This is a genomic window from Arthrobacter sp. CJ23 (genome assembly GCF_024741795.1).
Classification (GTDB): Bacteria; Actinomycetota; Actinomycetes; order Actinomycetales; family Micrococcaceae; genus Arthrobacter.
Genome location: NZ_CP102950.1, coordinates 1,919,519 through 1,944,531, shown reverse-complemented (window position 1 = coordinate 1,944,531; position 25,013 = coordinate 1,919,519). Strand labels below are relative to the sequence as shown.

The following is a 25,013-nucleotide window of genomic DNA, read 5'->3' as shown; positions in this document are numbered from 1 at the left end:
CTAAGATGAATGCCCTTGCAGCAACACCCCGAAACGGAGACCTCGGCTTCTGGATGGCCGGACTCGCGGACAACAAGCCTACTTACCCCGGCTTCTCTGGGCAGGACTCTGTAGACCTGGCCATTGTGGGTGGTGGTTACACAGGCCTGTGGGCCGCCTACTTTGCCAAGAAGCTTGAACCCTCACTCAAGGTGGCAGTATTTGAGGCAGAACAGATAGGCTACGGCGCCTCCGGCCGAAACGGCGGCTGGCTCTCAGCAATGCCCCCAGGAAACCGAGCCACCTTCGCCCGCGCATCAGCAGGTGGTCTGGAAGCGAGCAGGGCCTTGCAGCAGGAGTTTGTGGCCGGCGTCGATTCTGTCCTGGATATTCTTCAGACTGAGGGCATCAACGCTGATCAGCACAAGGGCGGAGCCCTCGTGGCTGCCCACACCAAGGCGGGTCTTGGACGGCTGGTGGCCAGGCGTGCCGCCGACCTGAAATACGGGCTGTCCGAAGACGAAATCCAGATGCTCGACCGCGATGATTTCCAGAGCCGGATCAACATCTCCACCGTCCATGGCGGGCTCTTTTACAAGCATTGCGCGCGGTTCCACCCCGCGAAACTCGTGTACGGCCTTGCCGACACCCTGACCTCCATGGGCGTCAGCATCTACGAAGGCAGTCGAGTGAACAGTGTCGACGAGAACACCCTCACCTTGGCCACGGGACGCGTCAACGCTGCCAAGACGTTTATCTGCACGGAAGGCTATTCGGGACCGCTGCTTGGCCGCAGAACACTGATACCGATCAATTCCTCAATGATCGTAACCAAGCCACTCTCGGACGAGGCCTGGCAGCAGATCGGATGGAACGGGCTCCAGTGCCTCAGCGACTCCGCGCACACCTTTATCTACGCCCAGCGAACAGCGGATGGCCGCATCACCATGGGAGGCCGAGGAGTCCCCTACCGCTACGGCTCGGGCACCGGAGGAACCGGCTCAACAGCCCAGTCCACCGTCAACCTGATCTCGGAGAAGCTCCGAACATTCTTCCCGGGCGTCCGCTTCGAAGTGGACCACGCCTGGTCAGGAGTTCTGGGAGTGACCCGCGACTGGAACGGCGGTGTTCATTGGGATCAAGAGGCCGGGATCGGATCGTCAACAGGCTATGCGGGACACGGAGTCACGGCCGCCTATGTCGGCGGACGAACCCTCGCGGAACTGGCCTTCGAACGCGAGACCGAACGAACCACACTTCCCTGGGTGGGCTACCGCTCCCGCAACTGGGAGCCGGAGCCCATCCGCTGGCTAGGTGTTCACGGCATGTACCGACTCTTCGGTCTGGCTGACCAATGGGAAGAACGCCGGGATTCCACCAAGACCTCACTCCTGGCCAAATTCGGCAGCAGGCTCGCCGGACTCCACGAATAGTGCACCAACCAAATCTCTCAACCGAAACCCTTTGAAGGAATGATTATGAAAACCATCAGTAAGATTCAGACAGCGACCGCAGGTCTCGCAGTCCTGTTGGCCCTGACCGCTTGTGGCGGGTCTGCCCCGGGCTCCGCCCCTTCAGGAGATAGCAAAGCCTCGAACACAGCGGATATTTCTGAGGGTGTTCAGCCTGACCAGGCTGCTGTGGCCTTGTTGCCGCAGTCGTTCAAGGACAAGGGCGAGTTGACGGTTGCGATGGACTTGCATTACCCGCCGACGACGTTCCTGGCGGAGGACAACAGCACCCCGATTGGTTTGAACCCGGACGTTGCCCGGCTCATTGCGAAGAAGCTCGACCTGAAGCTGAAGTTCGTGGACACGAAGTTCGACACCATCATCCCCGGCCTTGACGGCGGACGTTTCGATTTCACGGCCACGACGATGTCCAAGACCGAGGAGCGGCTCAAGGTCCTGGACATGATCGATTACTTCAGGGCCGGCACGTCCGTGGCCGCGGCCGCAGGGAACCCGCTGAAGCTCACGGTTGAGACCTTGTGCGGGAAGAACATCGCCGTCACCCAGGGCTCCACCGGCCAGCTCAAGCGCCTCCCGGCCCTCAGTGAGCAGAGCTGCACCTCCAAGGGACAGCCGGCGATCAACGCCGTGACGCTGCCCAACGTCCAGGAAGCCCTGACGCAGCTGCACTCCAAGCGGATCGACGGCATCCTCTACGACACAACCGCACTCGCGTGGGCCGCCAAGCAGCAGCCGGACTCCTTCACCATCCTCGGCCGGGTCAACGTCGGCTCCAGCGACCTGACCGCCGTCGGCCTGAAGAAGGGCTCGCCGCTCACCCCGGCCCTGCAGGCAGCGCTGCAGTCCGTCCTTGCAACCCCTGAATACAAGGAATCCCTCGAGAAGTGGGGTCTTGACTCCGGCGCCATCACCGACGCCAAGCTGAACTAGTGGGTTCACAGATGAAGCAAGCAACTATTGAGAGAAGCACACCGACAATGAACGGGATGGATCCGGCGCTCAAGCCCAGGCTCAAGCGGCGCAGCACGTTCGAGTATGTCTCCTGGGTGGTGTGCACGTTGGTCGGCGCCGGCATCCTGGCTTCGGTTGCGACGAACCCGAACTTCAAGTGGGATGTCGTGGCGAAGTACTTCACGCACGAATCGATCCTGCGCGGCTTGATGCTCACGATCTTCCTCACGGTGGCCAGCATGGCCCTGGGCACTCTCCTGGGCCTGGGTCTGGCGATCATGAGGGCTTCGAGCATTAAACCTATCGCGGTCCTGGCCGGGGCGTACATCACCTTGTTCCGGGGCACCCCTGTCCTGGTCCAGCTGATCTTCTGGTTCAACATCGCTGCCCTGTACCCGAACCTGACCATCGGCATCCCGTTCACTGACATCGGCACGGCGATCGACGTGAACGCGCTGATGGGCCCGATCACGGCGGCCCTGATCGGCCTGACCCTGAATGAAGCCGCGTACATGGCCGAGATCATCCGCGGCGGCTTCTCCTCCGTCGGCAAGGGACAGATCGAAGCCGCGGACTCCCTGGGCATGAGCGCGTCCATGAAGATGCGCAAAGTCATCATCCCCCAGGCCATGCCCTCGATCATCCCGGCCACCGGCAACCAGGTCATCGGCATGTTCAAGGAAACCTCCCTGGTCAGCGTCCTGGGCGTCGCCGAACTGCTCCAGAGCGCCCAGCTGATCTACGCCCGCACCTACGAAACCATCCCGCTGCTGATCGTCGCCAGCGCCTGGTACCTGGTGATGACCCTGCTGCTGAGCTACCCGCAGTCCAAGCTGGAACAGAAATACTCACATACCTCCGTCCGGATTCCCCGCAAGTCCAGGAAGGCTGTATTGACCGCACCGGAAGGCATCGCACGATGAGCAACGACGGCACGATCTACGCCCGGGGGATCCGCAAATCCTTCGGACCCAAAACCGTCCTCAAGGACGTCGACCTTGACATTGCCAGCGGTGAAATCTGCTGCATCATCGGCCCCAGCGGCTCCGGCAAGTCCACCCTGCTGCGCTGCATCAACGGCCTGGAAACCGTGGACTCCGGCGTCCTCAAGGTCAACGGCGAAGACTTCGGCTACTACGAAACAGACACCTCCTACCATGCCCTGAGCCCGAAGAAACTCGCGCTGCAGCGCACCCGCGTGGGGATGGTGTTCCAGCAATTCAACCTGTTCCCCAACATGACCGCCCGCGACAACGTCATGGCCGGGCCGGTCTTGGTCAAAGGCGCCAACAAGAAGCAATCGGCCAAACGGGCTCAGGAACTGCTCACCAGCGTCGGCCTGGGCGCTTTCGGTGACCGCTACCCCGCCGAGCTTTCAGGTGGCCAGCAACAACGCGTCGCCATCGCCCGGTCCCTGGCCATGGACCCGGAAATCATCCTCTTCGACGAACCCACCAGCGCCCTTGACCCGGAAAAAGTGGGAGAGGTTCTGGCCGTCATGCAGGACCTCGCCAAAAAGGGCATGACCATGGTGGTGGTTACCCATGAAATGGGCTTCGCCCGCGAAGTAGCAGATTCCTTGCTCTTCATGGATGAGGGTTTTGTGGTGGAGCGCGGTGACGCCAGGGCGGTCCTGGGCAATCCGAAGGAAGCCAGGACCCAGGCGTTCCTGGAAAAGGTGCTGTAGGCAATGGACGGAAAACTCGCAGTCATCGGCCTTGGCAGCGTCGGCAGCATGGCGCTATGGCAAGCGTCCCGCCTGACCGACTCAGTGGTCGGCTTCGAAGCACACTCCCCGGGTCACGCCAGGAGCGCCGCAGGTGGCGATACACGACTCTTCCGCATGTTGTATCGCGGCAGGCCTGACTACTACCCCATCCTGCAACACTCACGGGACCTCTGGGCCGAACTGGAAGCAGAAACCGGACAGGACATCCTCACCCGCTGCGGTGGGCTCTCCATAGGGACAGTTGACGGCCCCTACATTCCGGCCCTGCTCGAAACCACCAGAATCAACATGGCCGACCACCGCATCCTCAGCCGCCAGGAAATGGCCGAACGCTACCCCCAACACAACCTCAGGGCCGACGACATCGCCGTTTACGACCCCAACGCTGGGGTCCTGCGCACCGACCGTGCCGTGACCGCCGCCGTCGCCGCCGCCCAGGCCAATGGGGCGACGGTACTCACCAACACTCCGATCACCGGTATCCGGGAAACCGACGACGGCGCTGTCGTCACTTCCGGTGACAAGTCCTGGACCTTCGAGCGCGTCATCGTTGCCTCGGGTGGCTGGTCCCAGCGCCTGATGCCGGAGTATCTGAAGGCGCATACGGAAACGCGCCGGATTTTTCTCTCATGGTTCGTTGCGCGCGACGCCTCCGAGTTCACGCCGGACAAGTTCCCCATATTCAGCCGGATCAATGAGGACCGCTCCATGTATGGCGCGCCAACCGTGGACGGCGTGACGGTCAAAGCCACACTTGACGGCCGTGGGGCAGGCACGCCGGACCCAGACCGCGTTCCCAGGGAACTCACAACAGCTGAGATCACCGAGACTATCGAAACGGTCTCGGAGTTCTTCCCCGGTCTCATACCGACAATCGTGCGCTCTGATGCCTTCCCGGACCTGTTCACCCGGGACCGGAACCCTTTGCTGGGGTGGCTCAGCGGGTCAAGCAGGATCTACTCCGCAACCGGCTTCTCCGGAGGCGGATTCAAGAACGCCACCGGGTACGGCCATATTGCCGCATGTGAAGCACTCGGGAAGCAGTCCCTCGAAGGCCTGGAATTCGTACGCCCCGAACGGTTCAAGGCGAGCTAGGCCGCTCCGTCAGCCACCACTACGGCCCTGACACTGCAAGCGTTGCAATCCAAGAAGAAAGTATGAAGCCATGGCAACACTCAGCCCTATCCTGAAGCAGGCGACCCCCGTGGTCGTCGACCACGCGTCCGGCAGCTGGATCCACGCGACCGACGGCAAGAAGTACCTCGATTTCACCACCGGGATCGGCGTCACCAGCACGGGTCATTGCCACCCCGACGTTGTCGCGGCGGCCCGCGAGCAGGTGGGCAAGATCGTGCACGCCCAGTACACGACCGTGATGCACAAGCCTTTGCTGGAACTCACGGAACTCCTCGGCGACGTCCTGCCCCAGGGTTTGGACAGCGTCTTCTACGCCACCTCCGGCTCCGAAGCCGTGGAAGCCTCCATCCGTTTGGCCCGCATGGCCACCGGCCGGCCCAACATCATCTCCTTCCAGGGCGGCTTCCACGGGCGCACCGTCGCGGCGGCATCCCTGACCACCGCCGGAACCAAGTTCCGCTCAGGATTCTCCCCCCTGATGAGTGGCGTGCACGTGGCCCCCTTCCCGCACTGGTACCGGTACGGCTGGGACGAAGCCACCGCCGTCGAATTCGCCCTGAAGGAACTGGACCACCTTCTCCTCACCATCAGCACCCCGAGTGACACCGCAGGGTTCATCATCGAACCCGTCCTCGGTGACGGCGGCTACATCCCCACCCCCGTTGCCTTCCTCCAGGGACTCCGGGAACGCGCTGACCGGCACGGCATCGTGCTCATCCTGGACGAGGTCCAGGCCGGCGTCGGCCGCACGGGCAAGTTCTGGGGCCACGACTGGGCCGGAATCCGGCCCGACGTCGTGATCACCGCCAAAGGCCTCGCCAGCGGCTTCCCGATCTCCGCCATCGCCGCCTCCGCAGAGCTGATGGGCAAGGCCTGGCCCGGTTCCCAGGGCGGCACCTACGGCGGAAACGCCGTCGCAGCAGCAGCCGGCGTCGCCACGCTGGGCGTCATCCAGCGGGAAAACCTGGTGGAAAACGCCCAGCTGCGCGGCGACGAACTCAGGGCAGGGCTGGACGCACTGCAGGCAGAGTTCACCGGAATCGGCAACGTCCGCGGCCGGGGCCTGATGCAGGGCGTCGAATTCACCGCAGCCGACAACACCCCGGACCCGGCAACCGCCCTCGCCGTCCAGCAGGCCGCCATCAAGGAAGAGCTCCTGCTCCTGACCTGCGGTCCGCACGGCAACGTCATCCGCCTCATCCCCGCCCTGAACGTCAGCAGCGATGAAATCCAGGCAGGCCTGACCAGGTTCACCCAGGCCCTCAAAACGGCCACCTCCTGACAAACCAAAGCTCGGCAAGGCCACACTGCTCCACCAAACTCCCTCCTAAACGACTGAAAGCGTGACATGAGCACTTCATTTGATCCCACCACTCTTCACACAGGGCTGTTCATCGACGGACACTGGCAGAAGGCCGCAAAGGGCGCCACATTTGCTGTAGAGAACCCCGCCACGAACGACATCATTGCCTACGTTGCCGACGGCGGCCCTGAAGATGCCGCCCTGGCCATTGAGGCCGCAGGACGCGCGCAGGCAGCATGGGGAAAATCCACCCCACGCGAACGGGCGGACATTCTCCGACGCGCCTTCGACCTCGTCATCGCCAATACGGACCGCTTGGCAGCAATCATGACCGCCGAGATGGGAAAACCCCTCGCGGAGGCAAGAGGCGAAGTGGCCTACGGCGCCGACATGCTCCGCTGGTTCTCCGAGGAAGCGGTCCGCATCGGCGGCGACAGCGCCACCTCAGTGGATGGCAACACCAGGATCATGATCACCAAGGAACCTATCGGTCCCTGCGTGCTGGTCACTCCGTGGAACTTCCCGCTCGCCATGGGCGCCCGCAAGATCGCCCCCGCGGTGGCCGCGGGTTGCACCATGGTCTTCAAGCCGGCGGCTTTGACGCCGCTGACGTCACTTGCCCTTGTAGAGATTTTCCGGGAAGCGGGCCTTCCTGACGGCGTCTTGAATGTCGTCACCACCTCCAAGGCCTCCAGCGTGGTAGATCCCTGGATGAGCAGCGGAATCGCACGCAAGGTCAGCTTCACTGGGTCCACCGAGGTGGGCAAGACTCTACTGCGCCAGGCAGCCGACAACGTGATGCGCTCCTCCATGGAGCTCGGCGGGAACGCTCCATTCATCGTGCTTGCCGATGCAGACATCGAAAATGCAGTCCAGGGGGCCTTGAAAGCCAAGATGCGGAATATGGGAGAGGCCTGCACCGCAGCCAACCGCTTCTTCGTCCACCGCTCCGTCGTCGGGGAATTCAGCGAGAAGTTCGCAAAAAGGATTTCCGAACTTCAGGTAGGCGACGGCGCATTGGCTGGCACCGATGTCGGGCCCCTTATCGACCGGAAGGGCCTGGAAAAGGTCGAAAGCCTTGTCGCCGACGCAGTCAACAAGGGCGCGCGTATCCTGACCGGCGGAAGCCGTCCGAAAGGACCCGGGTACTTCTACACCCCCACCGTCCTGGTTGATGTGGCGCTGGATTCCGAATTAATGAGCACGGAAATCTTCGGACCGGTAGCAGCAATTACGCCGTTCGACAGCGAGGAGGAAGTCCTCCGCCTGGCCAACGACACGGAGTGGGGCCTTGTGGGATACGTATTCACCGAGAGCCTGGACAAAGGAATGCAGTTCTCCGCGGACCTGGAGGTCGGAATGGTCGGACTCAACACGGGCTTGGTGTCCAACCCGGCGGCACCGTTCGGCGGCGTCAAGCAGTCCGGACTGGGACGCGAAGGTGGAAAGGTCGGCATCGAAGAATTCCTGGAGTACAAGTACACCGCGCTGGCTGTCTAACGAATGGAGGGAAGGCCTACAGCGCAGGTGATCGCTGATCACCTGCGCGAACAGATCGTCCTGGGACTCCTCCGTCCCGGGCAGCAGATCAACGAATCCCTCGTGGCGAGCCAGCTCAACAGGTCCAGAGGTCCTCTGAGGGAGGCACTCCAGCGCTTGTGTCAGGAGGGGATCCTCGTCAGCAGGCGCAACTACGGGGTGTTCGTCCTGGAATTTGAAACGCATGACCTTAGGGAGATCTACGAGGTTCGTGACATCATCGAGTCCGCCGCGGCCGGCAGGCTATTGGACGGCAGCCCGAATCAGATCCAGGACACCTGCGAAGTGCTGAAAGACATCTTGGGCGAAATGGCGGGGCAAATGGCCGCCTCCGATTGGCAGAGCATTGCCCGGCTTGACATGCAGTTCCATTCAGCCCTCGTTGCCGGCATGGGAAATTCCCGCTTCATTCGTATTTACAAGACGCTGGCGGCTGAATCGAGGATGTGTATCCTCGACCTGAAAGTCTCCTACCCAAGGGTGGACCTTCTGATAAAGGAACACCAGATCATCCTGGAACTATTGGAGTCAGGCGACCGGAATGGACTCCTCAAGGCCATTAAGCGGCACATGCAAAAAGCCGTTGAGGACCTCACAGCAACCCGGCAGGACAAGCCAGTCAGCGTCTGAGATGGCCTGTCCGCTGGAGGTCGTTGCAGGACTCAACCTTCCTGGGTCCTGCAACGACCCCCGCGGCTGTCAGCGATCGAGAAATTTGGCCGTCAGCACTCCGGGCCATCCGGGTCAGGCCGGCTTGGCTGTATAATCGACAATCGACAAGGAAGGCGGAACAATGGACCGCAAGTTCGAGTGGCAAGAACAGCGGACGACGACGCCGGACGGCGTCTACCGCGTCCTCCGTAGCGCCATCCTGGACGGGACTGTCTCTCCCGGAGAACAACTGCGCGAGACGCACATCGCTTCAGATCTAGGCATCAGCCGGTCGCCACTACGTGAGGCACTGACCAAGCTTGAGGAGGAGGGCCTTGTAGTAAAGGTCCCTTTCCGGGGATCGTTCGTTGTGGAAGTGAGCGCTCGCGACGTCGCCGAGATCGCATCGATCCGCATGCTCGTTGAGCCTTACGCTGCCGAACTCGCTGCCCCGACGCTTCGGGGTCCTGAACAGCTTCGCTTGAAGCAAACCATCGAGGAACTTTACCGGGCCACGGACACGAACGACATCCCGGCCAGCATCGACGCTCACCTTCGCTTCCACAGACTCTTCTACGAATTTTCAGGCAACTCCGCCTTGCAGAGCCTTTGGACCGGTTGGGAGACCAAGCTACGTCTCTACCTCTCGGTCGACCATCGTACGTACAGCGATCTCCACGACGTTGCCGTTGAGCACGAGAAGTTGGCTGCGCTTGCATTGGAGGGTGACTTCGATGGCTACCGCAAGGAAATGCTGAGTCAATTCCACAATGCGCTCAGCGCTCAAACCTTAGACGAGGCCTGACGCCTACATCCGACAAACAGCGAATCCTAGCGTTCGCCTCAGAGATAGGCACTGCCCGTTCGAGTGCGATTCTAATAAGCGGTGAGTGGAAAGCGACATCGTCGGGGGCACACATATCGCCCTTGCGCCGGGCCCGAAGTACGCGACGCAAGGCGGCATCACGGCCGCGGCTGAGGACCCGAACGCCTGAATCCTGCAGAGTCATGACTGTATTTGCGCCAGGCAACACCCAGGCTACCCTGACCATGCTTGGGCCTCCGCGTAGTCATTGGCCGGGAAGCCGACGTTCGGCTCAAAGACGGGGTCGTGAGCGGAGCATTCAAGTACTCACCGTGGGCATCAACGTTCACTATCCGCAACTTATTTCGGCCATCACACAGGCAGACTTCATCATAGTCAGGCGACGCACCCGCCCACGGAGGGGCGAGTCCCTACAGGGCGGTTTCTAGGGGTCGTTGCAACACCTGTTGGTTAGGTGGTTAGTAGTAGATCACGTAAACGCTCGGCTGGAGTATTCCAGCCGAGCGTTTTGCGTGGGCGGCCGTTGAGTTCCTGGGCGACGTGTTCGAGGTCTTCAGGCCCGTAGGCGGACAGGTCGGCGCCTTTGGGGAAGTATTGGCGCAGCAGACCGTTGGTGTTTCGTTGGAACCGCGCTGCCAGGGGCTGGCGGGGTCGCAGAAATAGGCGGGCTTGTCCGTGGCCATGCTGAATGAGCGGTGGGCGGCCATTTCGGCGCCCTGGTCCCAGGTCAGGGACCCTTGCAGGTGTTCCGGGAGGGTGGCCATGGTGGCGATGAGTCCGTCGCGGACGGTTTCGGCGGTGTGGTCACCGGGCAGGTGGACGAGCATCCCTTAGCGTGTGGTGCGTTCGACCAAGGTTCCGATCGCGGACTGGTTGTAGGCGCCGGTGATGAGGTCCCCTTCCCAGTGCCCGGGCACAGCGCGGTCCTCGATCTCGGGTGGACGCTCCGAGATCCCGTTGCCGCTGCCCGGGCCTTCCAGGCCGTCGGCTGACAGATGGAGCAGAACGTGCTAACCATCATTCCGCCTCCCTAGCGGTCCGGCGCATCAGGTTCTGCCCCGACTATGGGCGTGGACCTTGTGGGCGATCCAAGCACGAGGCGCCCTGCTTCAGTCGACCAAAGCAAACCCGCAACTGTTTTGACCCACAAGCCCCCTCATTCAGCGTCAGTGCAGGGCAGTCTCTGACTTGTCGGCGTCGTGTTTCACCGGATCGACTGCTACGGACGAATATCCATAGCCGTTGGACCCCGGAGAGCTCGGAGTCATGTTGTCAACACCGGGTTGCAAATGAACAAGGGACAGCAGACGACGACCAAAAGAACCACGTTCGTGCGGCACTAAGAAAGAAGATTTAAGTGTGGACATTGTCCACACCCCCTTTGATCGGACAACCCCTCATGCACCAGTCCTTCAAACCGGCCCAAAGGAGATCCAACCAACCGAAATTATTCAAAGAATTTGCCCAAAGTCATGTCATCAAGACTGCCGGCGACCATGAAGACGTGAGCGGCCAACAGGGGCGGCCGCAACACACCCACCAAGGAGGACTGAATGACCCCACAACCTAGCAAGTGGAGCGCCCACCAGCCAGGACGCTGAACCCGCTCCCACCCAACTGAACAGGCCACACCCGGCGGCCAGGCACGAGCCCGGGGCGATGAGGCAGAGGCAACTGTCAAGCTTTGTACACAGGTTAAAGCAAAAACCCCTCTGACGAGGGGTCATGCTGTGCCCGAGGTGGGACTCGAACGGGATTCCGGGTACTGGTAACACTGGGAAGTGGCGGAAACATGCGGAATCCGGGGCAATCCGGAGGCAGTACGAGGCAATCCGGGACGGAAAGTGTGCACAATGTGCACACTTCCTTTTTGCCGTGAACGAGCGCCGACCTGCACCCCGCAGTAGGCACAGCAAATCGCTGCAGCTCACCAGACCTCGAAGCCGCGGGGCGCTCTCCGCCAGAGAATTGAAGCCGTTCATCGGCGTGCCTCCTTTCACAACTTCATTGCGGCTCCTAGCCCAATCACCGTGACTTTCACTGAAGGACAAGAGACCGACCACCCACCGCAGGCGATGGATCTGGGAGCTGACCCCTTCTTTGGGCCCGACCGCGACGGGGCTCGAACCGCGAAAAAGGTCACACCGACAGACCTGAGTCTCCCCACTAGAAGCAGCACTGGCCAGCGTCATGCTGGCGGGCTCGCGCCGGTCAATGAACAGCCAGAAGCAACAACGATGCTTGTCATTCTGATATCCCGATTATCGCTGGCAGTGCATCCGCGCAATCAGGTTGCTCGCACACCGGCTCCAAACCCAGCGCACAAGTCCCCTACCAGAACGATCCACAAGACCAAACGACCACAAAAGAACGGACAAGTGCAAAGGAACAGGACCATGAACGCTCTCACCATCAAGAATCCAGCAGACCTACTCAGCTTCATCGGCCACACTCTCGGCTTCTGGCCACAAGAAAGCCTCGTATGCATCACCCTCGATCAGAGCAAGGTAGGTGCCACGCTCCGCATCGACCTCCCGCGTCAACCGGACCACGAACTCCTCTTCGCCCGGACTGTTGCCAGCTACCTCACGAACGACTCAAACGCCACCAGCATGGTCTTCGCCCTCTACACCAAGGCCCATTGCTTGCCCGGTCAGCTGAAACCGCACGCCGGAACCATCGCCGCACTTACGGGCGTCCTCGCAGAGAACGGCATCACCGTCCGCGACGGCATCTTCGTAGGCAACGACGGTTACTCGCCTTACGACACAGAACCTGGCCAAGACATCACCTTGCCCATCAGCACCACCGAATACAGCCAAGTCAACGCAGAATTCATCTACCGCGGCAGCACCATCGAACCAACCAACGCCGTCACCCTGCCACCGCCAACACATGAAGCGGAGCAAGCGACCGCCGTCGAAAACCACGTGGCAACCCTCAAGGGACTGCACCCTGAGGAAGCAGTCCGGCAAGCCCACGAACTCTGGACAACCATGCTGGACAGCACCGACTACCCCACCGACGAGGAAGTCCTCAAGCTTGTCGCGTACTTCCAGTTCCCCCACATCCGCGACCAACTCATGGCCGACATCCCCGGCATCAACGCACCACCCCACCACATCCTCTTCGCACAAACCCAAAAACCGCCCCATTGGCCACGGATCGAATGGGCACAACAACTGCTCCTCCACGCCTACACCAGAACCACGCCCCAACACGCAGCACCCATACTCTCCACCATCGGCTACATCAACTGGTGGCAAGGCCGAGGCTCCAAAGCACACCAATACCTCCAACTAGCCCTCGACACCGACCCCGGCTACCGCTTCGCCCACCTCACCGACCAAATGCTCGGCGCCGGCATCATCGCAGGCTGGAACACCAACAAGACCACCTCCTACAAAACCCAACTCGACATGGCATAAGCCACTTTTTCCGAGTAAATGCCGTCTTACGGATTGTCCGTTATCGGCCTCAAAACCAAGCGAGTAGGGGTAGCTGAGAGAACTCCAGCCCCATAACGGACCTGTTGTGTCCCCTTTTCAGTCAAGCCTTCCTGAAGGTTTGCGTGCATCCTGCCGTTGGCCAGACTTGCCCTGGAATGTTGTCCCCTGGGGGCTCCCGCATCTCGCCGACTCCCTAACCCGCGGTGCTTGGAGTGCCGACGGAACGGCCACATCCAGGCCGGCGCAGGCTTTGCAGTGACGAGCTATTGGCCAAACACTATGGAGGCCACATCGTTCGGCTGGGCTGCGATGGCTGCGGCGCTGGACCGCTCTTCTTGGCTACCGTAGCCCCACTGGGCGAAAACTGTGGGGATCCCAAACGCGGCAGCTCCTTCGACGTCGTACATCCGGTCTCCCACCATGACCGGCCTGGCAACATCAATGCCTTTGGACTGGAGTCGCCGCAAGGATTCTTGGATGACGTCTTTTTTGCGTGACCTGTCCACGGCGTCGGAGGCGCCACAGATATCTACGAAGTGCCTGTCGATGCCCAACAGGACAGCCACCCGAAGGGCCTGGTCTTCAATCTTGGAGGTGGCGACGGCCATGGGAAGGCTGCCTTGGAGTTGTTGGAGGAGTTCGACGACGCCGTCGAACAGGCGGCTTTGCCCTGCTCCCTGCTGGGCGTAGATGGATCGATAATGTTTCAGTGCCAGCTGGGCGCGTACTTCATCCATGCCCGGAAGCGAGCGGAACGACTCCAGCATCGGTGGACCCACGAAGGACAACAGTTCCGCCGGTCCGGGTACCTCAGCTCCAACTGCCTCCAGTGCCGCGGCTGCACTCCCTGTCACTCCTTCGGCGGAGTCGACCAAGGTGCCGTCCATGTCGAAAAGGATGCAGGTGAATTCTCCCTCGACTGAATCGTGGAGCAGTGGACGTATCATTTCTTTCTGGGCCTTTCGGTCAAGGCAGGTGCTGTACTTTGCGCCTGCGTGCTTATTTGTGGATGGGACGCATGGAACGACCAGGCCTGGACGGTATTGACCAAAGCATCCTCGCGGAGTTGACCAGGAACGCCCGAGTCCCTCACGCGGTCCTTGCCAGCAAGGTGATGCTGTCAAGGAACGCGGTACGGCAGCGGATCGAGAGAATGGAGCGGCAAGGCTACATCCAGGGCTACACGGTGGTGGCCGGTGGCGTGGGCCAGGACTCCGTCTCGGCGTTCCTCATGGTTTACCGGAAGGACCGCATGCGCGGAGCTGATGTCCTGGCCGCGCTCCGTGCCATCCCCGAGGTAGTACTTTGCGATGTCCTGAGTGGCGACTTCGACTTGATTGTCCGGGTGGAAGCCCGTTCCCTGGGCCGCGTTCAGGAGATCTGGGAGGAGATCGCTGCCATCCCTGGCGTGGCCGATACCGTTACGGCAATGACGCTCTCCAATGTGATCCGCAGGGTTTCCGCCTAAGGCACAAACGGTTTCTCCGGTATCCGCGGCGACAGGCCAACGGCGTCCTCCATGATGATCCGGGCCGCCTCCCGGTCCAACACTCCCAGTGACGTGATGGCCTCCAGCACGGGCGTATCGTCATGGAGTGCGCGTTTGGCTACCGCAGCGGCTGCCGCGTATCCGATCGCCGGGATGAAGGCGGTGGCCAAACCCGCGGAGCTGGCCACCTTCACTCGTAGCAGCTCCTCATTCGCTTCGATGCCGTCGACGCAGTGAGTCCGGAGGATTCGGGCTCCGTTGGTCAACCAGGACAACCCCTGTAGCAGTACGTGCCCAATCACCGGCTCGAAGGCGTTGAGTTGGAGTTGGCCGTTGTCGGCGGCCATGGTGACGGTTGTGTCCGCACCTGCGACGGCGAAAGCGATCTGGTTGAGCGTTTCGGGGATGACGGGGTTGACTTTCCCGGGCATGATCGAGGAGCCTGCTTGCCGTGGCGGCAGCCGCAGCTCACCCAAACCATTTTGTGGTCCGCTGGAAAGCAATCTGAGGTCGCTGCTGATTTTGGATATCTTGACTGCCGAGCGCTTGAGCATTCCGGACAAGTGCATGAACACGCCCACATCGGAGGTGGCCTCTACCAGGTTGGCGGCCGGCACCAGCCGATAACCGCTGATTTCCGCCAGTGCGTCCACTACCTGCTCCCGGTAACCGGCCGCTGCCGTGATTCCGGTTCCAATGGCGGTAGCTCCCAGACTGCACTCGAGGAGGAGGCCGGCAGACTCTTCCAGCCGCTGCCGGTCCTCGGTGACAGTCGCCGCGAAGGCGTGGAACTCCTGGCCCAAGGTCATGGGGACCGCATCCTGCAGTTGCGTGCGCCCCATTTTCACGATGTCAGCGAAGGCGATTCCTTTGTCCTGGAACGCCTCTGCCAGCCTGTCGAGTTCCTGGCATAGGCCCTGCACGGCGCCTGCCAAAGCCAATTTAAGGGCCGTCGGATAGACATCGTTGGTGGACTGGCAGCGGTTGACGTGGTCTATGGGATGGAGCACCTGGTAGCAGCCGAGCGGGTGCCCCAGGGTTTCCAGGGCAATGTTGGCAATCACCTCGTTGGCGTTCATGTTGGTGCTGGTGCCGGCACCTCCCTGGATCACGTCCACGCAGAACTGGTCATGAAAGCGCCCAGTCTCAATGGCCTCGCAGGCCCCGCTGATGGCCGTGGCAGTGGCCGCATCAATGGCGCCGAGTCGTCCGTTGGTGACGGCGGCAGCCCTTTTGACCATTGCCAGGGCCGTGACGAGCCGAGGGTGATCTGCCAAGGTTGTCCCGCTGATGGGAAAGTTCTCCAGGGCCCGGGCCGTGTGGGCTCCCCAGTAGGCGTCGGCCGGCACCTCGATGCGGCCAAGGGAGTCTTCCTCCACCCGATAGTACTTGTGCAAGGTTTTCCTCCCTCAGTTCTTGATGCAGATGACCTTGGGCTGGGTCATGTCCTCGTAGGCGAAGCGGACTCCTTCGCGGCCCAGGCTGCCGTACTTGAAGCCGCCGAACGGCATGCCGTCGAAGCGGTAGTCGGAGGAATCGTTGATCATCACGCCACCGGCCTGGATCTGCTTGGCTGCGCCCATGGCATTGCCGATGGAAGATGTGAAGATCCCTGCATGGAGACTGAAGTCGATCGAGTTGGCAACGTCCACGGCTTCCTGCAGGGAATCCACTGGCCGCAGCATCACGAGTGGCCCGAAGGCTTCTTCCTGCCACAGCCGGCTGTCTTCGGGGACTGCCTCGGCCACAGTCGGCTGAACCAGGTTTCCGAAGTTCTTGCCACCGGCAAGCAGGACCGCACCGGCGTCGACGGCCAAGCGAATCTTGTCCATGAGTGTGGCGGCAGCCTCGGTGGTGATCATCGGTCCGACGTCGGTCTTCCCGTCACTTGGGTCGCCCACCACCAGCGCTGCCGTTTCGGCCAGGAACTTGGTTTTGAACTCCTGGTAGACGGAGCTGTGGACCAGGATGCGCTGGACTCCCACGCAGTTCTGACCGGCTGCCCAGAACGCCCCGGAGACGCAGGACTCGACCGCTTTCTGCAGGTCGGCGTCGTCCATGACGATGACGGGAGCATTTCCGCCGAGGTCCATGGCCAGCTTCTTGAGTCCCGCTGTCCTGGCGATGTCCTCCCCTGTTGAGAAGCCGCCGGTGAAGGACACCATGCGTACGTCCGGTGCGGCCAGGATCTTCCGGGCAACCTCGCGACCGCCGTGGACAACGGTCAGTACGGTGTCCGGAAGTCCCGCATCGAACAAGGTTTCCGCCAGCAGCTGCGCGGACAACGGAGTCAGCGCCGAAGGTTTAAGGACGACCGCGTTGCCTCCAGCGATTGCAGGCCCCACCTTGTGGGCTACCAGGTTGAGGGGATCATTGAAGGGCGTGATGGCCAGGATGATCCCGAGCGGTTCACGGGAAAACCAGCCGTGACGGTCCTCGGATCCTTCGTACGCGTCGAAGGGGATGACTTCACCGGCGTTGCGCCGGGCCTCCGCAGCTGACAACCGCAGGGTGTTGACTGCCCTCAGGACCTCTTTGCGCGCCTGGCGGATGGTCTTTCCTGCTTCATCGACGATGGTCCGGGCAAAAATTTCGCTGCGATCCTCGATGGACTGCGCAGCGCGGTCCAGGATTCTGCCGCGGTCGTTACGGGAGAGCGCTGCCGACGCCTTGGCACCGGCACGTACGGTGGCAAGGACATCTGCCACGTCGTCGGGTTTAGTGAGTTTGATGCTGCCCACTATGCGGTGGTCGAAGGGACTGGTGACGTCCTGGACGGCGGTTTCAGTGGCAAGCTCTACGATGAGGGCCTCAGGCATGGGAAACAACTTTCTTGGCTGCGTGGATGGCGATGATGTCGGAGAGCAATGCATAGGCGGTTTCAACCCGTCCGGCGCCGGGGCCGGAGATCGTTACCGGGCCCAACAAATCGGTGGTGAAGGAGACGGCGTTGGTGGCACCGGAGATGCCGGCCAAGCCGTGGTCCAGGGGCAGCGCCATAGGTTTGACTGAAGCCGACACGGTGCCGTCGGCATTCCTGTTTGCTGATCCGATCAGCTTCCAGCGCCGCCCGTCCGCCACCGCTTTTGAGATGTCTGCGGGGGTTACGGAGGAGATGCCTTCGCGACTGACGTCTTTGAGTGTGATTCCGGCGCCCAGCAGTTCATTGGCCAAAATCAGTACCTTGAGTTGGACGTCAAAGCCTTCGATGTCTGCGGTGGGGTTGGCTTCTGCGTAGCCGAGTTCCTGCGCTTCACGAACGGCCGACTGGAGGTCGAGGCCTGCTTCCATCCGCCCGAGCACGTAGTTGCTGGTGCCGTTCAGGATGCCCTCGAACCCGTCGATGGCGAGCCCGGTGAACATCTGCTTTGCGAGTCTGATGACGGGGGTGCCGCTCATGACAGCGCCTTCAAACTCGAATCTGGCTCCGTTTGCTTCGGCCAGGCGGGTCAGTTCCGGTCCTTGGAGTGCTACGGGGCCCTTGTTGGTGGTGCAGACGCTCTTGCCGGATTCCAGTGCCCAGCGGACGTGGGATACGGCTGGTTCCCCGTCTTCCGGGTTGGTGAAGGTGGCTTCACAAATGATGTCAGCCGTGCAGTTGCGGATAACTTCCTCGTTGTTGGTGTCCTGGGATCCCCCGTGGTCTGCGAATGTTTCACCGGCCGGGAGGTGCAGGGCCACGCCGAGGTCGATTCCGCCGGGGACCATCAGCGAGCCAAGCCGAAGGTCTGTGATTGCAACAATCCGCAGACCGAACCCGAGGTCCGCGCGGAGTTCTTCACCGCGTTCGTGGATGATTTCGGCAAGCGTGCGGTTGACTCCGCCGAAGCCAATGAGGGCGAGATCGTAGGTGGTCATGGTGCTCCTTTTGGGTGGGGTGGCTTGATGACTCAATCCTGCTGTGGCCCCGTGTCAGTGCGGCCATGTCGATTCGGCAAAGAACGTGGTCATTGTGACCATTCGGCGGACATCTTGGAGTTAGCCCACTCAGATGCGTGCGTTATAGACATTCACAGTTGCCTTTAATGACTATTCGACGGTGATGTGTGTTACCTTCATCACTACGGACTTCAGCGGGTGATATCCAGCCCGCTCGACTCTTCCCCCTTCGCATCCGTCATCGACCGGAGAATCACATGGAATCTTCAACACCTCTGCAGCTGGACCAACGGTCCGAAATACCCGGCGCCGAACCTGCCCAGAGCGGACTTCGCCGATCAATGGGCACCAGGCACCTGGTCATGATCGCGATGGGAGGCGTGATTGGGTCAGGGCTCTTCCTGAGCTCCGGGTACACGATCTCTCAGGCAGGACCGCTGGGCGCTGTCATTGCCTATCTGGTGGGCGCGTTCGTCGTGTACCTGGTGATGGCCTGCCTTGGCGAACTTGCTATTGCCTATCCGGTCTCCGGGGCGTTCCACATCTACGCCGCGAGATCGATCGGACCGGCAACGGGATTCGCGACGGCCTGGTTGTACTGGCTTTGCTGGGCCGTTGCCATCGGTTCGGAGTTCACGGCGTCAGGATTGTTGATGCAGCGCTGGTTCCCCGACGTCGAGGTTTGGGTATGGTGCCTTGTCTTCGCGGCGATCCTCTTTGGGTTCAACGCGGTCTCTTCACGGTTCTTTGGTGAATCCGAGTTCTGGTTTGCCATCATCAAGGTGGGCGCGATCATTGGCCTGATCATCCTCGGCGGCGCGGCCCTCTTTGGCTTTCAGCCGTTGTCGGACTCGGGAAACCATCCGTTCCTCTTTGAGAACTTCAACACTTCCGCCGGCCTCTTCCCCAATGGGTTCACCGGCGTCCTGGTAACTGCCCTTGCGGTCTTCTATGCCTTCTCAGGATCCGAACTGATCGGCGTCGCGGCAGGAGAAACGGCCGATCCGTCCCGCAACATTCCCAAGGCTATGCGGAGCACCGTCATTCGTTTGCTGATCTTCTTCGTTGGCGCAATCGCTGTCATTGCGGCAACGGTCCCCTATGACCAGGTAGGCCTGGACGAGAGCCCCTTCGTTACGGTGTTCTCTTCCGTGGGAATTCCTTTTGCGGCAGACATCATGAACTTCGTCATCATCACCGCCCTGCTGTCTGCCGGCAACAGCGGACTGTTCTCCTGTGCCCGCATGCTCTATTCGCTGGCCGACGAGGGCCACGCGCCGCAAGCCTTCAAGAAACTGACCAGCCGGGGCATTCCCCTGATCGCACTCTCCGTCAGCATGCTGGGTGGCCTCGCATCCCTCATCAGCAGCGTCGTGGCCCCTGAATCCGTCTACCTGGCGTTGGTGTCCGTGGCCGGTTTTGCCGTGGTTGGCGTGTGGATGTCCATTGTGGCTTCCCACTTTTTCCATCGCCGCGCGTTTGTCCGCAATGGCGGAAAGGTGGCCGACCTCGCCTACAAAGCTCCGCTGTATCCGGTGGTGCCTATCCTTGCCTTCGTCCTGTGCCTCGTTTCCCTCATTGGCATTGCCATGGACCCGTCCCAGATCGCAGCCCTGTACTTCGGGGTTCCGTTCGTGGCTGCCTGCTACCTGTTCTTCCGGCTCCGGTACGGCGGCAGAAACCGCAAGGACCAGTCGGCCTGATCCCCTTCCATCCTTCGCGGCCGGGCAGTGTTTGCCTGGCCGCGAAGCCATTTTCAAAGGAACCCAAACATGTTGCATTCGGGTCCCCCCGCACCCCGTACCGACAATCTCGCCAGCTGGGTGGAGGTAGACGGAGAAGCCTTCGAATTCAACGTCCGCGCAGTGCAGGAACTGTTGCGTGACCGTGCCGGGCTCTGCGCCGTCATTAAGTCCGACGGGTACGGGCACGGGGCGGAGCTCTTAGTGCCTTCGCTCGTGAGGTCCGGCGTCCCGTACATCGGCGTCGGGTCCAACACGGAAGCCGGAATTGCCCGCAGCCACGGGTACACCGGCAAGCTGCTGCGGGTCCGCGCCGCAGCACCGCAGGAGATCGCGGCCGCCGTCGGGTACGGCGTCGAAGAACTGGTTGCCGACCCGCAAAGCGCGTGGGAGATCAGCCGGATCGCAGCTGCTGCCGGGCGGGTGGTCCGCATCCATCTGGATATCAACTCATCGGGCATAAGCCGTCACAGCCTTGACGTCTCCAGTGCATTGGGGCGGGCAAGCGCAGCGGGAATACTGAGTCACCGGAACCTGGAGCTTGCCGGCATCATGACGCATTTCCCGCTGGACGACATTGGAGACATCGAGGCAGGCCTGGGGCGCTTCCTGGAGCAGGCAATGTCCATCCTGCGTGCGGCCAACGTTCCACGTGAGCAGGTCCTGCTGCATGCAGCAAATTCCTACGCAACGCTCAACGTCCCCGCCACATGGCTGGATATGGTCAGGACGGGCGCGTTGCTCTACGGAGACTCTGACCTGCGTCACCCCGGGTACCGGCGTTGCCTGGCCTTCAAGGCCAGAATCGGCTCGGTGAACAGTTACCCCGCCGGAAGCAAGGTAGGGTACGGCCACCTGCACACGCTGCGCTGCGAGGCGCGGCTGGCCACAGTCACCGCAGGGTACGGCGACGGCTACAGGCGTGCGCTGGCCGTGGGAGGCAGTGTGCTTGTCAGGGGACAGCGGGTGCCCGTCGTGGATGCGGTCTCCATGAACTCGATGGTGGTGGACGTTTCCGACGTTCCGGACGTCTGCCCGGGTGACGAGGTGGTCCTTTTCGGCCGCCAAGGCAGCCAGGAGATCACGGTGGATGAGCTGGAGTCCGCCAACGGGAACATCCTGGCCGATCTGTACACGGTGTGGGCGGGCGGCTCCCGTGTCCTCGCCTCGGAGGCCGCCATGTGAGAATGGCTTGAGCTTGCTGAAAGGAGCCCGATCCGTGGATGTACCATCCGAAGCCTCGTCCTTGGCCCAGGGCCTCCGCTTGGTGCGGTTGGTGGCGGACCGGGAAAAACAGGGCAGACAGTTGCTGGGGGTCTCGCAATTGGCCGCGGAGCTGGACATGGAACAGAGCCGCGTGTCCCGGCTCGCCCAGGAGCTTTGCGACCTCGAACTGTTGGAGCGGGAAGACCGTGGACCATTCAGGGTGGGTCGGCGCTTCTTCGCCCTGGCGGGTTCCCTCAACCGGAACTGGGTCCATGAGTCCAAGGCCGAGTTGGAAGAACTGGTAGCTGGTTTTGGTCTTCGAGCCCGCCTCTCCGTGCGGGACGGCGTGCGGGTGCAGCTCCTGCGCTCCTCAAACAACAACGCCGCTTTCGGTGGCTTCGCCAAGCCTGGAATGGTGACACCGGCCTGGTGCACGGGAGCTGGCAGGGCACTGCTGTGGGATCACGACGCCGGCGCCTTGGAGTCGTTGCTTAGGGACGTGAATTTCATCGGGGTGGGTGGACCGGCCGCTGCACACACTCCAGCCGAGGTCCAGAAACTGATGGCGCGCGACAAGCCGGCAGGATACGTCTTGGCGACCGAAGAATACGAGCACGATGTATGGGAACTGGCAGTCCCTGTGCGCTCACCCCGTGGGGATATCCTGGCAGGGCTCAGCGTCCTGGGCAGCCGGTCCGGGGCCGAGCTGGACATTGCTATTGTGGCCGATGCCCTGCAGGCCGCGTCCAAACGGTTGGGCTCCGCCCAGGGGCAGGTTTACTGACTTCCCCCGACCCGGGTTTCGAGCCAGTCGCGCCACGAAGCGAGTACCAGGGCATGATGTTCCCGCCGAGGCTCCAGCCGCGCTTTCGGGCCAACTATCTGCAGCGCTGCGGCCACATCACCTTTGAAGTCACGGACCGGTGCGGCGAGCGAATAGAGACCGGGTTCGGCCTCCTCATCGACGATGGAGTAGCCCCTGCTCCTGGCACTTTCCAAGCGCTGAAGAAAGTCGTCTACCGACGACGGGGTGTTGGGCCCGTGCTGGACGAACTCCACGTTCTGGAAGATCCTCCGCACCTCCTCTTCGGGCGTGTCCCACAGGAGGGCCTGGCCGGCGTCACTGCAGTACGCAGGGTAAGGGCGTCCCAGCCAAGAACCAACAAGGTTGGCAGCGGGAGGTACGTGCTCGGCAATGGTGACGGTGCTGTTTCCGCTGAGGACGCCCAGGAAGCAGGCCTCGGTGGTTTCGGCCGCCAATCCCTCCAACGCTGCCAGCCCGTCAGTCCGGAGCCGTTGTTCCGTTACCAGTTGGGCGTCGGTGAGGAGCGACCAATCGAGGCAGTATGCCCTGTCAGGCGTGCGTGCCAGGAATCCTTCCTGGAGTGCGCCTTTGAGGCTGCGGGAGACCTGGCTGCGGTCTTTGTCCAGTCGGGCCGCGACTTCGGCGACCGTACCGCCGTCGTACCCTTCGTTGTGACGCTCGCCGACGGCGAGGATGGCCATCATGCCGCGGCCCATGCTGGAGGTCTTTGACATTTCTCGATTCTAGCCAGTCCGCGGCGCAGGTCGCCGCAGGCATGCACGACGGCGACCTGCCGCCTCAGTGGATCGCGAAGACGCGGGCGGGGAATCCGCTTCCGCCCAGTGGTTTGGCCCAGGTGGCTATGACTGCGGCTCCGGACTCCGGCAGTCCGTCCAGGTTGGCGAGGAGTTCGATCTGCCACTTGTCCTTGGCCAGGATGTAGGTTTCGAGGCTGAAGTCCTGGCGGGATGTCGCAAGGCCGGGGTCGGTATCGGTCTGTTCGTGTCCGATCGCCGCGACGTTGCGTTCTTCAACCAGGAACACCAGGACTTCCCGCGACCATCCCGGCGTGTGGCTGATGCCGCCCGAGTCACGGTTGGCCATCGCCTGGGCATCGGGCCAGCGCTGGCTCCAATCCGTGCGCAGCGCAACAAAGGATCCCGCGGGGATCTTGCCGTTGCGCTCCTCCCAGGCGTCGACGTCGGCCAGTATGGGCGTTGCGTCGTCGTCGACCGAGGTGCGGCTCGTGATGTCCAGGACCACCAGAGGCAGCACCATGTCCCGGACCGGCAGTTGGTCCAGTGTGCGGCCATCCCGGATGAAGTGCGACGGCGGATCGACGTGGGTGCCCCACTGGCCGACGATTGAGTACCTGTGTGCGGTGAAACCGTCGCCTTTGTCCATGTCGAAGAGGGCTTCGCGTTGCTCATCGGGAAACGCCGCGAAGTGCGGCTGGCCCGGGTGGAAGGCGTGGGTCAGGTCGGTGAAGGTCCTGCTGGCGAGCAGCGGCGCCAGTTGCTGCCACATTGGTGCCTTCACGAGGCGATCCTTTCTTGAACGGAGTTCGCGGCGCTGGAGGAGGCGGTGCTGCTGGAGACACTGATCGGCCCGGAGACTTCAATGACAGGAACCTCCCAAGGGTGGATTTCCACGATGCGCTGCACCAGTTTGTGGACGGATGGTTCGTCCAAGGCGGCATCGAAGTAGGACGTGAAAACAAACGTGGGCGAGATGGTCCGCTGGCCGACGTTGCCCAGCGTTGGATTTGCGCCCTCGGCTACGGTGAAGCCTTCAAAACCGGCCGAGGACTCGAAGACATGGTGGTAGTTCCCGAACCCACCGAGCTCAGGGGAAGCCCTGAGGGTGTCCAGAAGGCGGCCGATACCGGCGTCCGCTTCGAGGGCACTGGGTTCGCCCTGGCCAAGACGGGTCATCGTCTCCACGGAGATGGGCCAGTGGATGCGCAGCTTCCGGACGCTTTTGAGTTCAATATTCACGGTTGAGTTCCTTGCTCGAGAGTGGATGCCAAGGATCATAGTGTCATACGTCACTGTGCATTACAAACATCTTTAGTTGTGAATACTGCACGCAATGCGAAGAGGTGCTCCTTCGCGAGGCGAAATAGGCAACGCCTCGGTACGGCGGACCATGCTCCGCCAGGGGAACATGATGGGTTCTGGTCGGTTCGAAGGCAACGAAGATGCTCTTCTGCCCTAGCCGACGGAGGGGTGCTTATCGGCAGACTGGTCCGCGTCGACGTGCTCAGCCGACGTTCGCGTGAGGTGCAGTGTTCCGGAGGCACCACTGGGAGCGGTCATCTGCGTCGGGCCCGCGTCCCGCCTGGTTTCGCAGTGCGCTTCGATGACACGGCCAAGACCCATTTGATGGCGCTCGACCGGTCGTGGCCGGCGAACTCTCACCTCGAAATGACCCTGCCCATGCAGAGCGCTTCCGAACCCGCGTCAGGTCGCTATGGCCACCCACATACATGAGTAGATGAAGGCCCAAGGAGGGAAGTTCTAATGGCCTCAAGCAGGCGCAATAAAGATGATCTAAGTGTGGACAATGTCCACACCCCCTTTGGCCTGACAAAGCAGCTACCATCCACGTCTCCTCGCTCGAGGAACGAACCGAAGTCAGGATCTTTAGTGCAAGCTCCCAAAGTCATGTCGTGCCCAGTCCCCCCATTCATGAAGAGGTGCAGGCCAACCACGACCTACCGGACGAACCAGGAAAGGAACCCATAGCCCCAGTACAGACCAAGCGGAGGGCCCAGCAGCCACGACCCTGAACCCGCTCCCCCACAACCAAACAGGCGACCCGCTGCGCCAGGCACGCCCCGCGGACAGTGTCAGA

21 protein-coding genes and 1 pseudogene are annotated in these 25,013 nt (G+C 61.8%); 14 read left to right on the top strand and 8 right to left on the bottom strand.

Translation table 11 applies throughout. The features are described from left to right. The first annotated feature begins 5 nt into the window (after positions 1–5). The 9 genes from NVV90_RS08595 to NVV90_RS08555 all read left to right on the top strand — a co-directional run bounded on the left by NVV90_RS08595 (position 6) and on the right by NVV90_RS08555 (position 9,566). Positions 6–1,412: an FAD-binding oxidoreductase gene (locus tag NVV90_RS08595; RefSeq protein WP_258440742.1), complete on the top strand. Its 1,407-nt coding sequence runs from the start codon at positions 6–8 to the stop codon at positions 1,410–1,412. A gap of 207 nt (positions 1,413–1,619) precedes the next feature. After that, positions 1,620–2,381: an ABC transporter substrate-binding protein gene (locus NVV90_RS08590; RefSeq protein WP_258440741.1), complete on the top strand. Its 762-nt coding sequence runs from the start codon at positions 1,620–1,622 to the stop codon at positions 2,379–2,381. Between the two features lie 56 nt (positions 2,382–2,437). Further along, the gene (locus NVV90_RS08585) at positions 2,438–3,325 is read left to right on the top strand and encodes an amino acid ABC transporter permease (protein ID WP_258440740.1); all 888 of its coding nucleotides are present in this window, start codon (positions 2,438–2,440) and stop codon (positions 3,323–3,325) included. Next, on the top strand, positions 3,322–4,089 hold the full coding sequence (locus tag NVV90_RS08580; protein WP_258440739.1) for an amino acid ABC transporter ATP-binding protein: 768 nt from the start codon (positions 3,322–3,324) through the stop codon (positions 4,087–4,089). Before NVV90_RS08585 ends, NVV90_RS08580 begins: the two co-directional genes overlap by 4 nt. Positions 4,090–4,092: 3 nt before the next feature. Further along, positions 4,093–5,226 (top strand): FAD-dependent oxidoreductase, encoded by a 1,134-nt coding sequence (locus NVV90_RS08575; RefSeq protein ID WP_258440738.1) that lies wholly within the window; start codon positions 4,093–4,095, stop codon positions 5,224–5,226. 70 nt (positions 5,227–5,296) lie between these two features. Then, positions 5,297–6,550, top strand: a complete 1,254-nt coding sequence (locus NVV90_RS08570; protein ID WP_258439420.1) for an aspartate aminotransferase family protein — start codon at positions 5,297–5,299, stop codon at positions 6,548–6,550. Positions 6,551–6,616: 66 nt separating this feature from the next. Next, positions 6,617–8,071, top strand: a complete 1,455-nt coding sequence (locus tag NVV90_RS08565; protein WP_258440737.1) for an NAD-dependent succinate-semialdehyde dehydrogenase — start codon at positions 6,617–6,619, stop codon at positions 8,069–8,071. 27 nt (positions 8,072–8,098) lie between these two features. Then, positions 8,099–8,740, top strand: coding sequence for a GntR family transcriptional regulator (locus tag NVV90_RS08560; RefSeq protein ID WP_258440736.1), 642 nt, complete (start codon positions 8,099–8,101; stop codon positions 8,738–8,740). 163 nt (positions 8,741–8,903) lie between these two features. Next, positions 8,904–9,566, top strand: coding sequence for a GntR family transcriptional regulator (locus tag NVV90_RS08555; RefSeq protein WP_258440735.1), 663 nt, complete (start codon positions 8,904–8,906; stop codon positions 9,564–9,566). A gap of 471 nt (positions 9,567–10,037) precedes the next feature. Here the strand turns inward: NVV90_RS08555 and NVV90_RS08550 are convergent. Then, a pseudogene (locus NVV90_RS08550) lies at positions 10,038–10,540 on the bottom strand (IS30 family transposase); the annotation flags it as partial. Positions 10,541–11,983: 1,443 nt separating this feature from the next. On the opposite strand from NVV90_RS08550, the gene NVV90_RS08545 reads away from it, so the two are divergent. Beyond that, positions 11,984–13,015 carry a DUF4192 domain-containing protein gene (locus tag NVV90_RS08545; RefSeq protein ID WP_258440734.1) on the top strand — a complete coding sequence of 344 codons (1,032 nt, stop codon included), beginning with the start codon at positions 11,984–11,986 and terminating at the stop codon, positions 13,013–13,015. A 284-nt stretch (positions 13,016–13,299) separates the two neighbouring features. Here the strand turns inward: NVV90_RS08545 and NVV90_RS08540 are convergent, their stop codons facing one another. Next, on the bottom strand, positions 13,300–13,983 hold the full coding sequence (locus tag NVV90_RS08540) for an HAD hydrolase-like protein (RefSeq protein ID WP_258440733.1): 684 nt from the start codon (positions 13,981–13,983) through the stop codon (positions 13,300–13,302). 71 nt (positions 13,984–14,054) lie between these two features. Between NVV90_RS08540 and NVV90_RS08535 the strand changes: the two genes are divergently transcribed. Then, positions 14,055–14,504, top strand: coding sequence for an Lrp/AsnC family transcriptional regulator (locus NVV90_RS08535; protein WP_258440732.1), 450 nt, complete (start codon positions 14,055–14,057; stop codon positions 14,502–14,504). Here the strand turns inward: NVV90_RS08535 and NVV90_RS08530 are convergent. From NVV90_RS08530 to NVV90_RS08520, 3 genes are read right to left on the bottom strand one after another with little or no spacing between them, the layout of a single operon-like run. Beyond that, complete coding sequence (locus NVV90_RS08530) at positions 14,501–15,922, bottom strand: aspartate ammonia-lyase (protein ID WP_258440731.1); 1,422 nt, start codon at positions 15,920–15,922, stop codon at positions 14,501–14,503. The genes NVV90_RS08535 and NVV90_RS08530 overlap by 4 nt on opposite strands. Before the next feature lie 12 nt (positions 15,923–15,934). Next, complete coding sequence (locus NVV90_RS08525; RefSeq protein WP_258440730.1) at positions 15,935–17,344, bottom strand: aldehyde dehydrogenase family protein; 1,410 nt, start codon at positions 17,342–17,344, stop codon at positions 15,935–15,937. Further along, on the bottom strand, positions 17,337–18,383 hold the full coding sequence (locus NVV90_RS08520) for a homoserine dehydrogenase (RefSeq protein WP_258440729.1): 1,047 nt from the start codon (positions 18,381–18,383) through the stop codon (positions 17,337–17,339). Before NVV90_RS08520 ends, NVV90_RS08525 begins: the two co-directional genes overlap by 8 nt. 278 nt (positions 18,384–18,661) lie before the next feature. Here NVV90_RS08520 and NVV90_RS08515 point away from each other — a divergent pair, with 278 nt between their 5' ends. From NVV90_RS08515 to NVV90_RS08505, 3 genes are all read left to right on the top strand, one after another. Then, positions 18,662–20,107 (top strand): amino acid permease, encoded by a 1,446-nt coding sequence (locus tag NVV90_RS08515; RefSeq protein ID WP_258440728.1) that lies wholly within the window; start codon positions 18,662–18,664, stop codon positions 20,105–20,107. Positions 20,108–20,176: 69 nt separating this feature from the next. Then, entirely contained in the window at positions 20,177–21,331 is a 1,155-nt protein-coding gene (gene alr / locus NVV90_RS08510; RefSeq protein WP_258440727.1) for an alanine racemase, read from the top strand. Between the two features lie 34 nt (positions 21,332–21,365). Continuing rightward, on the top strand, positions 21,366–22,136 hold the full coding sequence (locus NVV90_RS08505) for an IclR family transcriptional regulator (RefSeq protein ID WP_258440726.1): 771 nt from the start codon (positions 21,366–21,368) through the stop codon (positions 22,134–22,136). Here NVV90_RS08505 and NVV90_RS08500 read toward each other — a convergent pair. The 3 genes from NVV90_RS08500 to NVV90_RS08490 all read right to left on the bottom strand — a co-directional run bounded on the left by NVV90_RS08500 (position 22,130) and on the right by NVV90_RS08490 (position 24,154). Continuing rightward, positions 22,130–22,891, bottom strand: coding sequence for an IclR family transcriptional regulator (locus NVV90_RS08500; protein ID WP_258440725.1), 762 nt, complete (start codon positions 22,889–22,891; stop codon positions 22,130–22,132). The two genes, NVV90_RS08505 and NVV90_RS08500, sit on opposite strands and share 7 nt — an antisense overlap. A gap of 64 nt (positions 22,892–22,955) precedes the next feature. After that, positions 22,956–23,684 (bottom strand): cyclase family protein, encoded by a 729-nt coding sequence (locus NVV90_RS08495; protein WP_258441112.1) that lies wholly within the window; start codon positions 23,682–23,684, stop codon positions 22,956–22,958. 8 nt (positions 23,685–23,692) lie between these two features. After that, entirely contained in the window at positions 23,693–24,154 is a 462-nt protein-coding gene (locus NVV90_RS08490) for a hypothetical protein (RefSeq protein WP_258440724.1), read from the bottom strand. Positions 24,155–25,013: the final 859 nt, after the last annotated feature.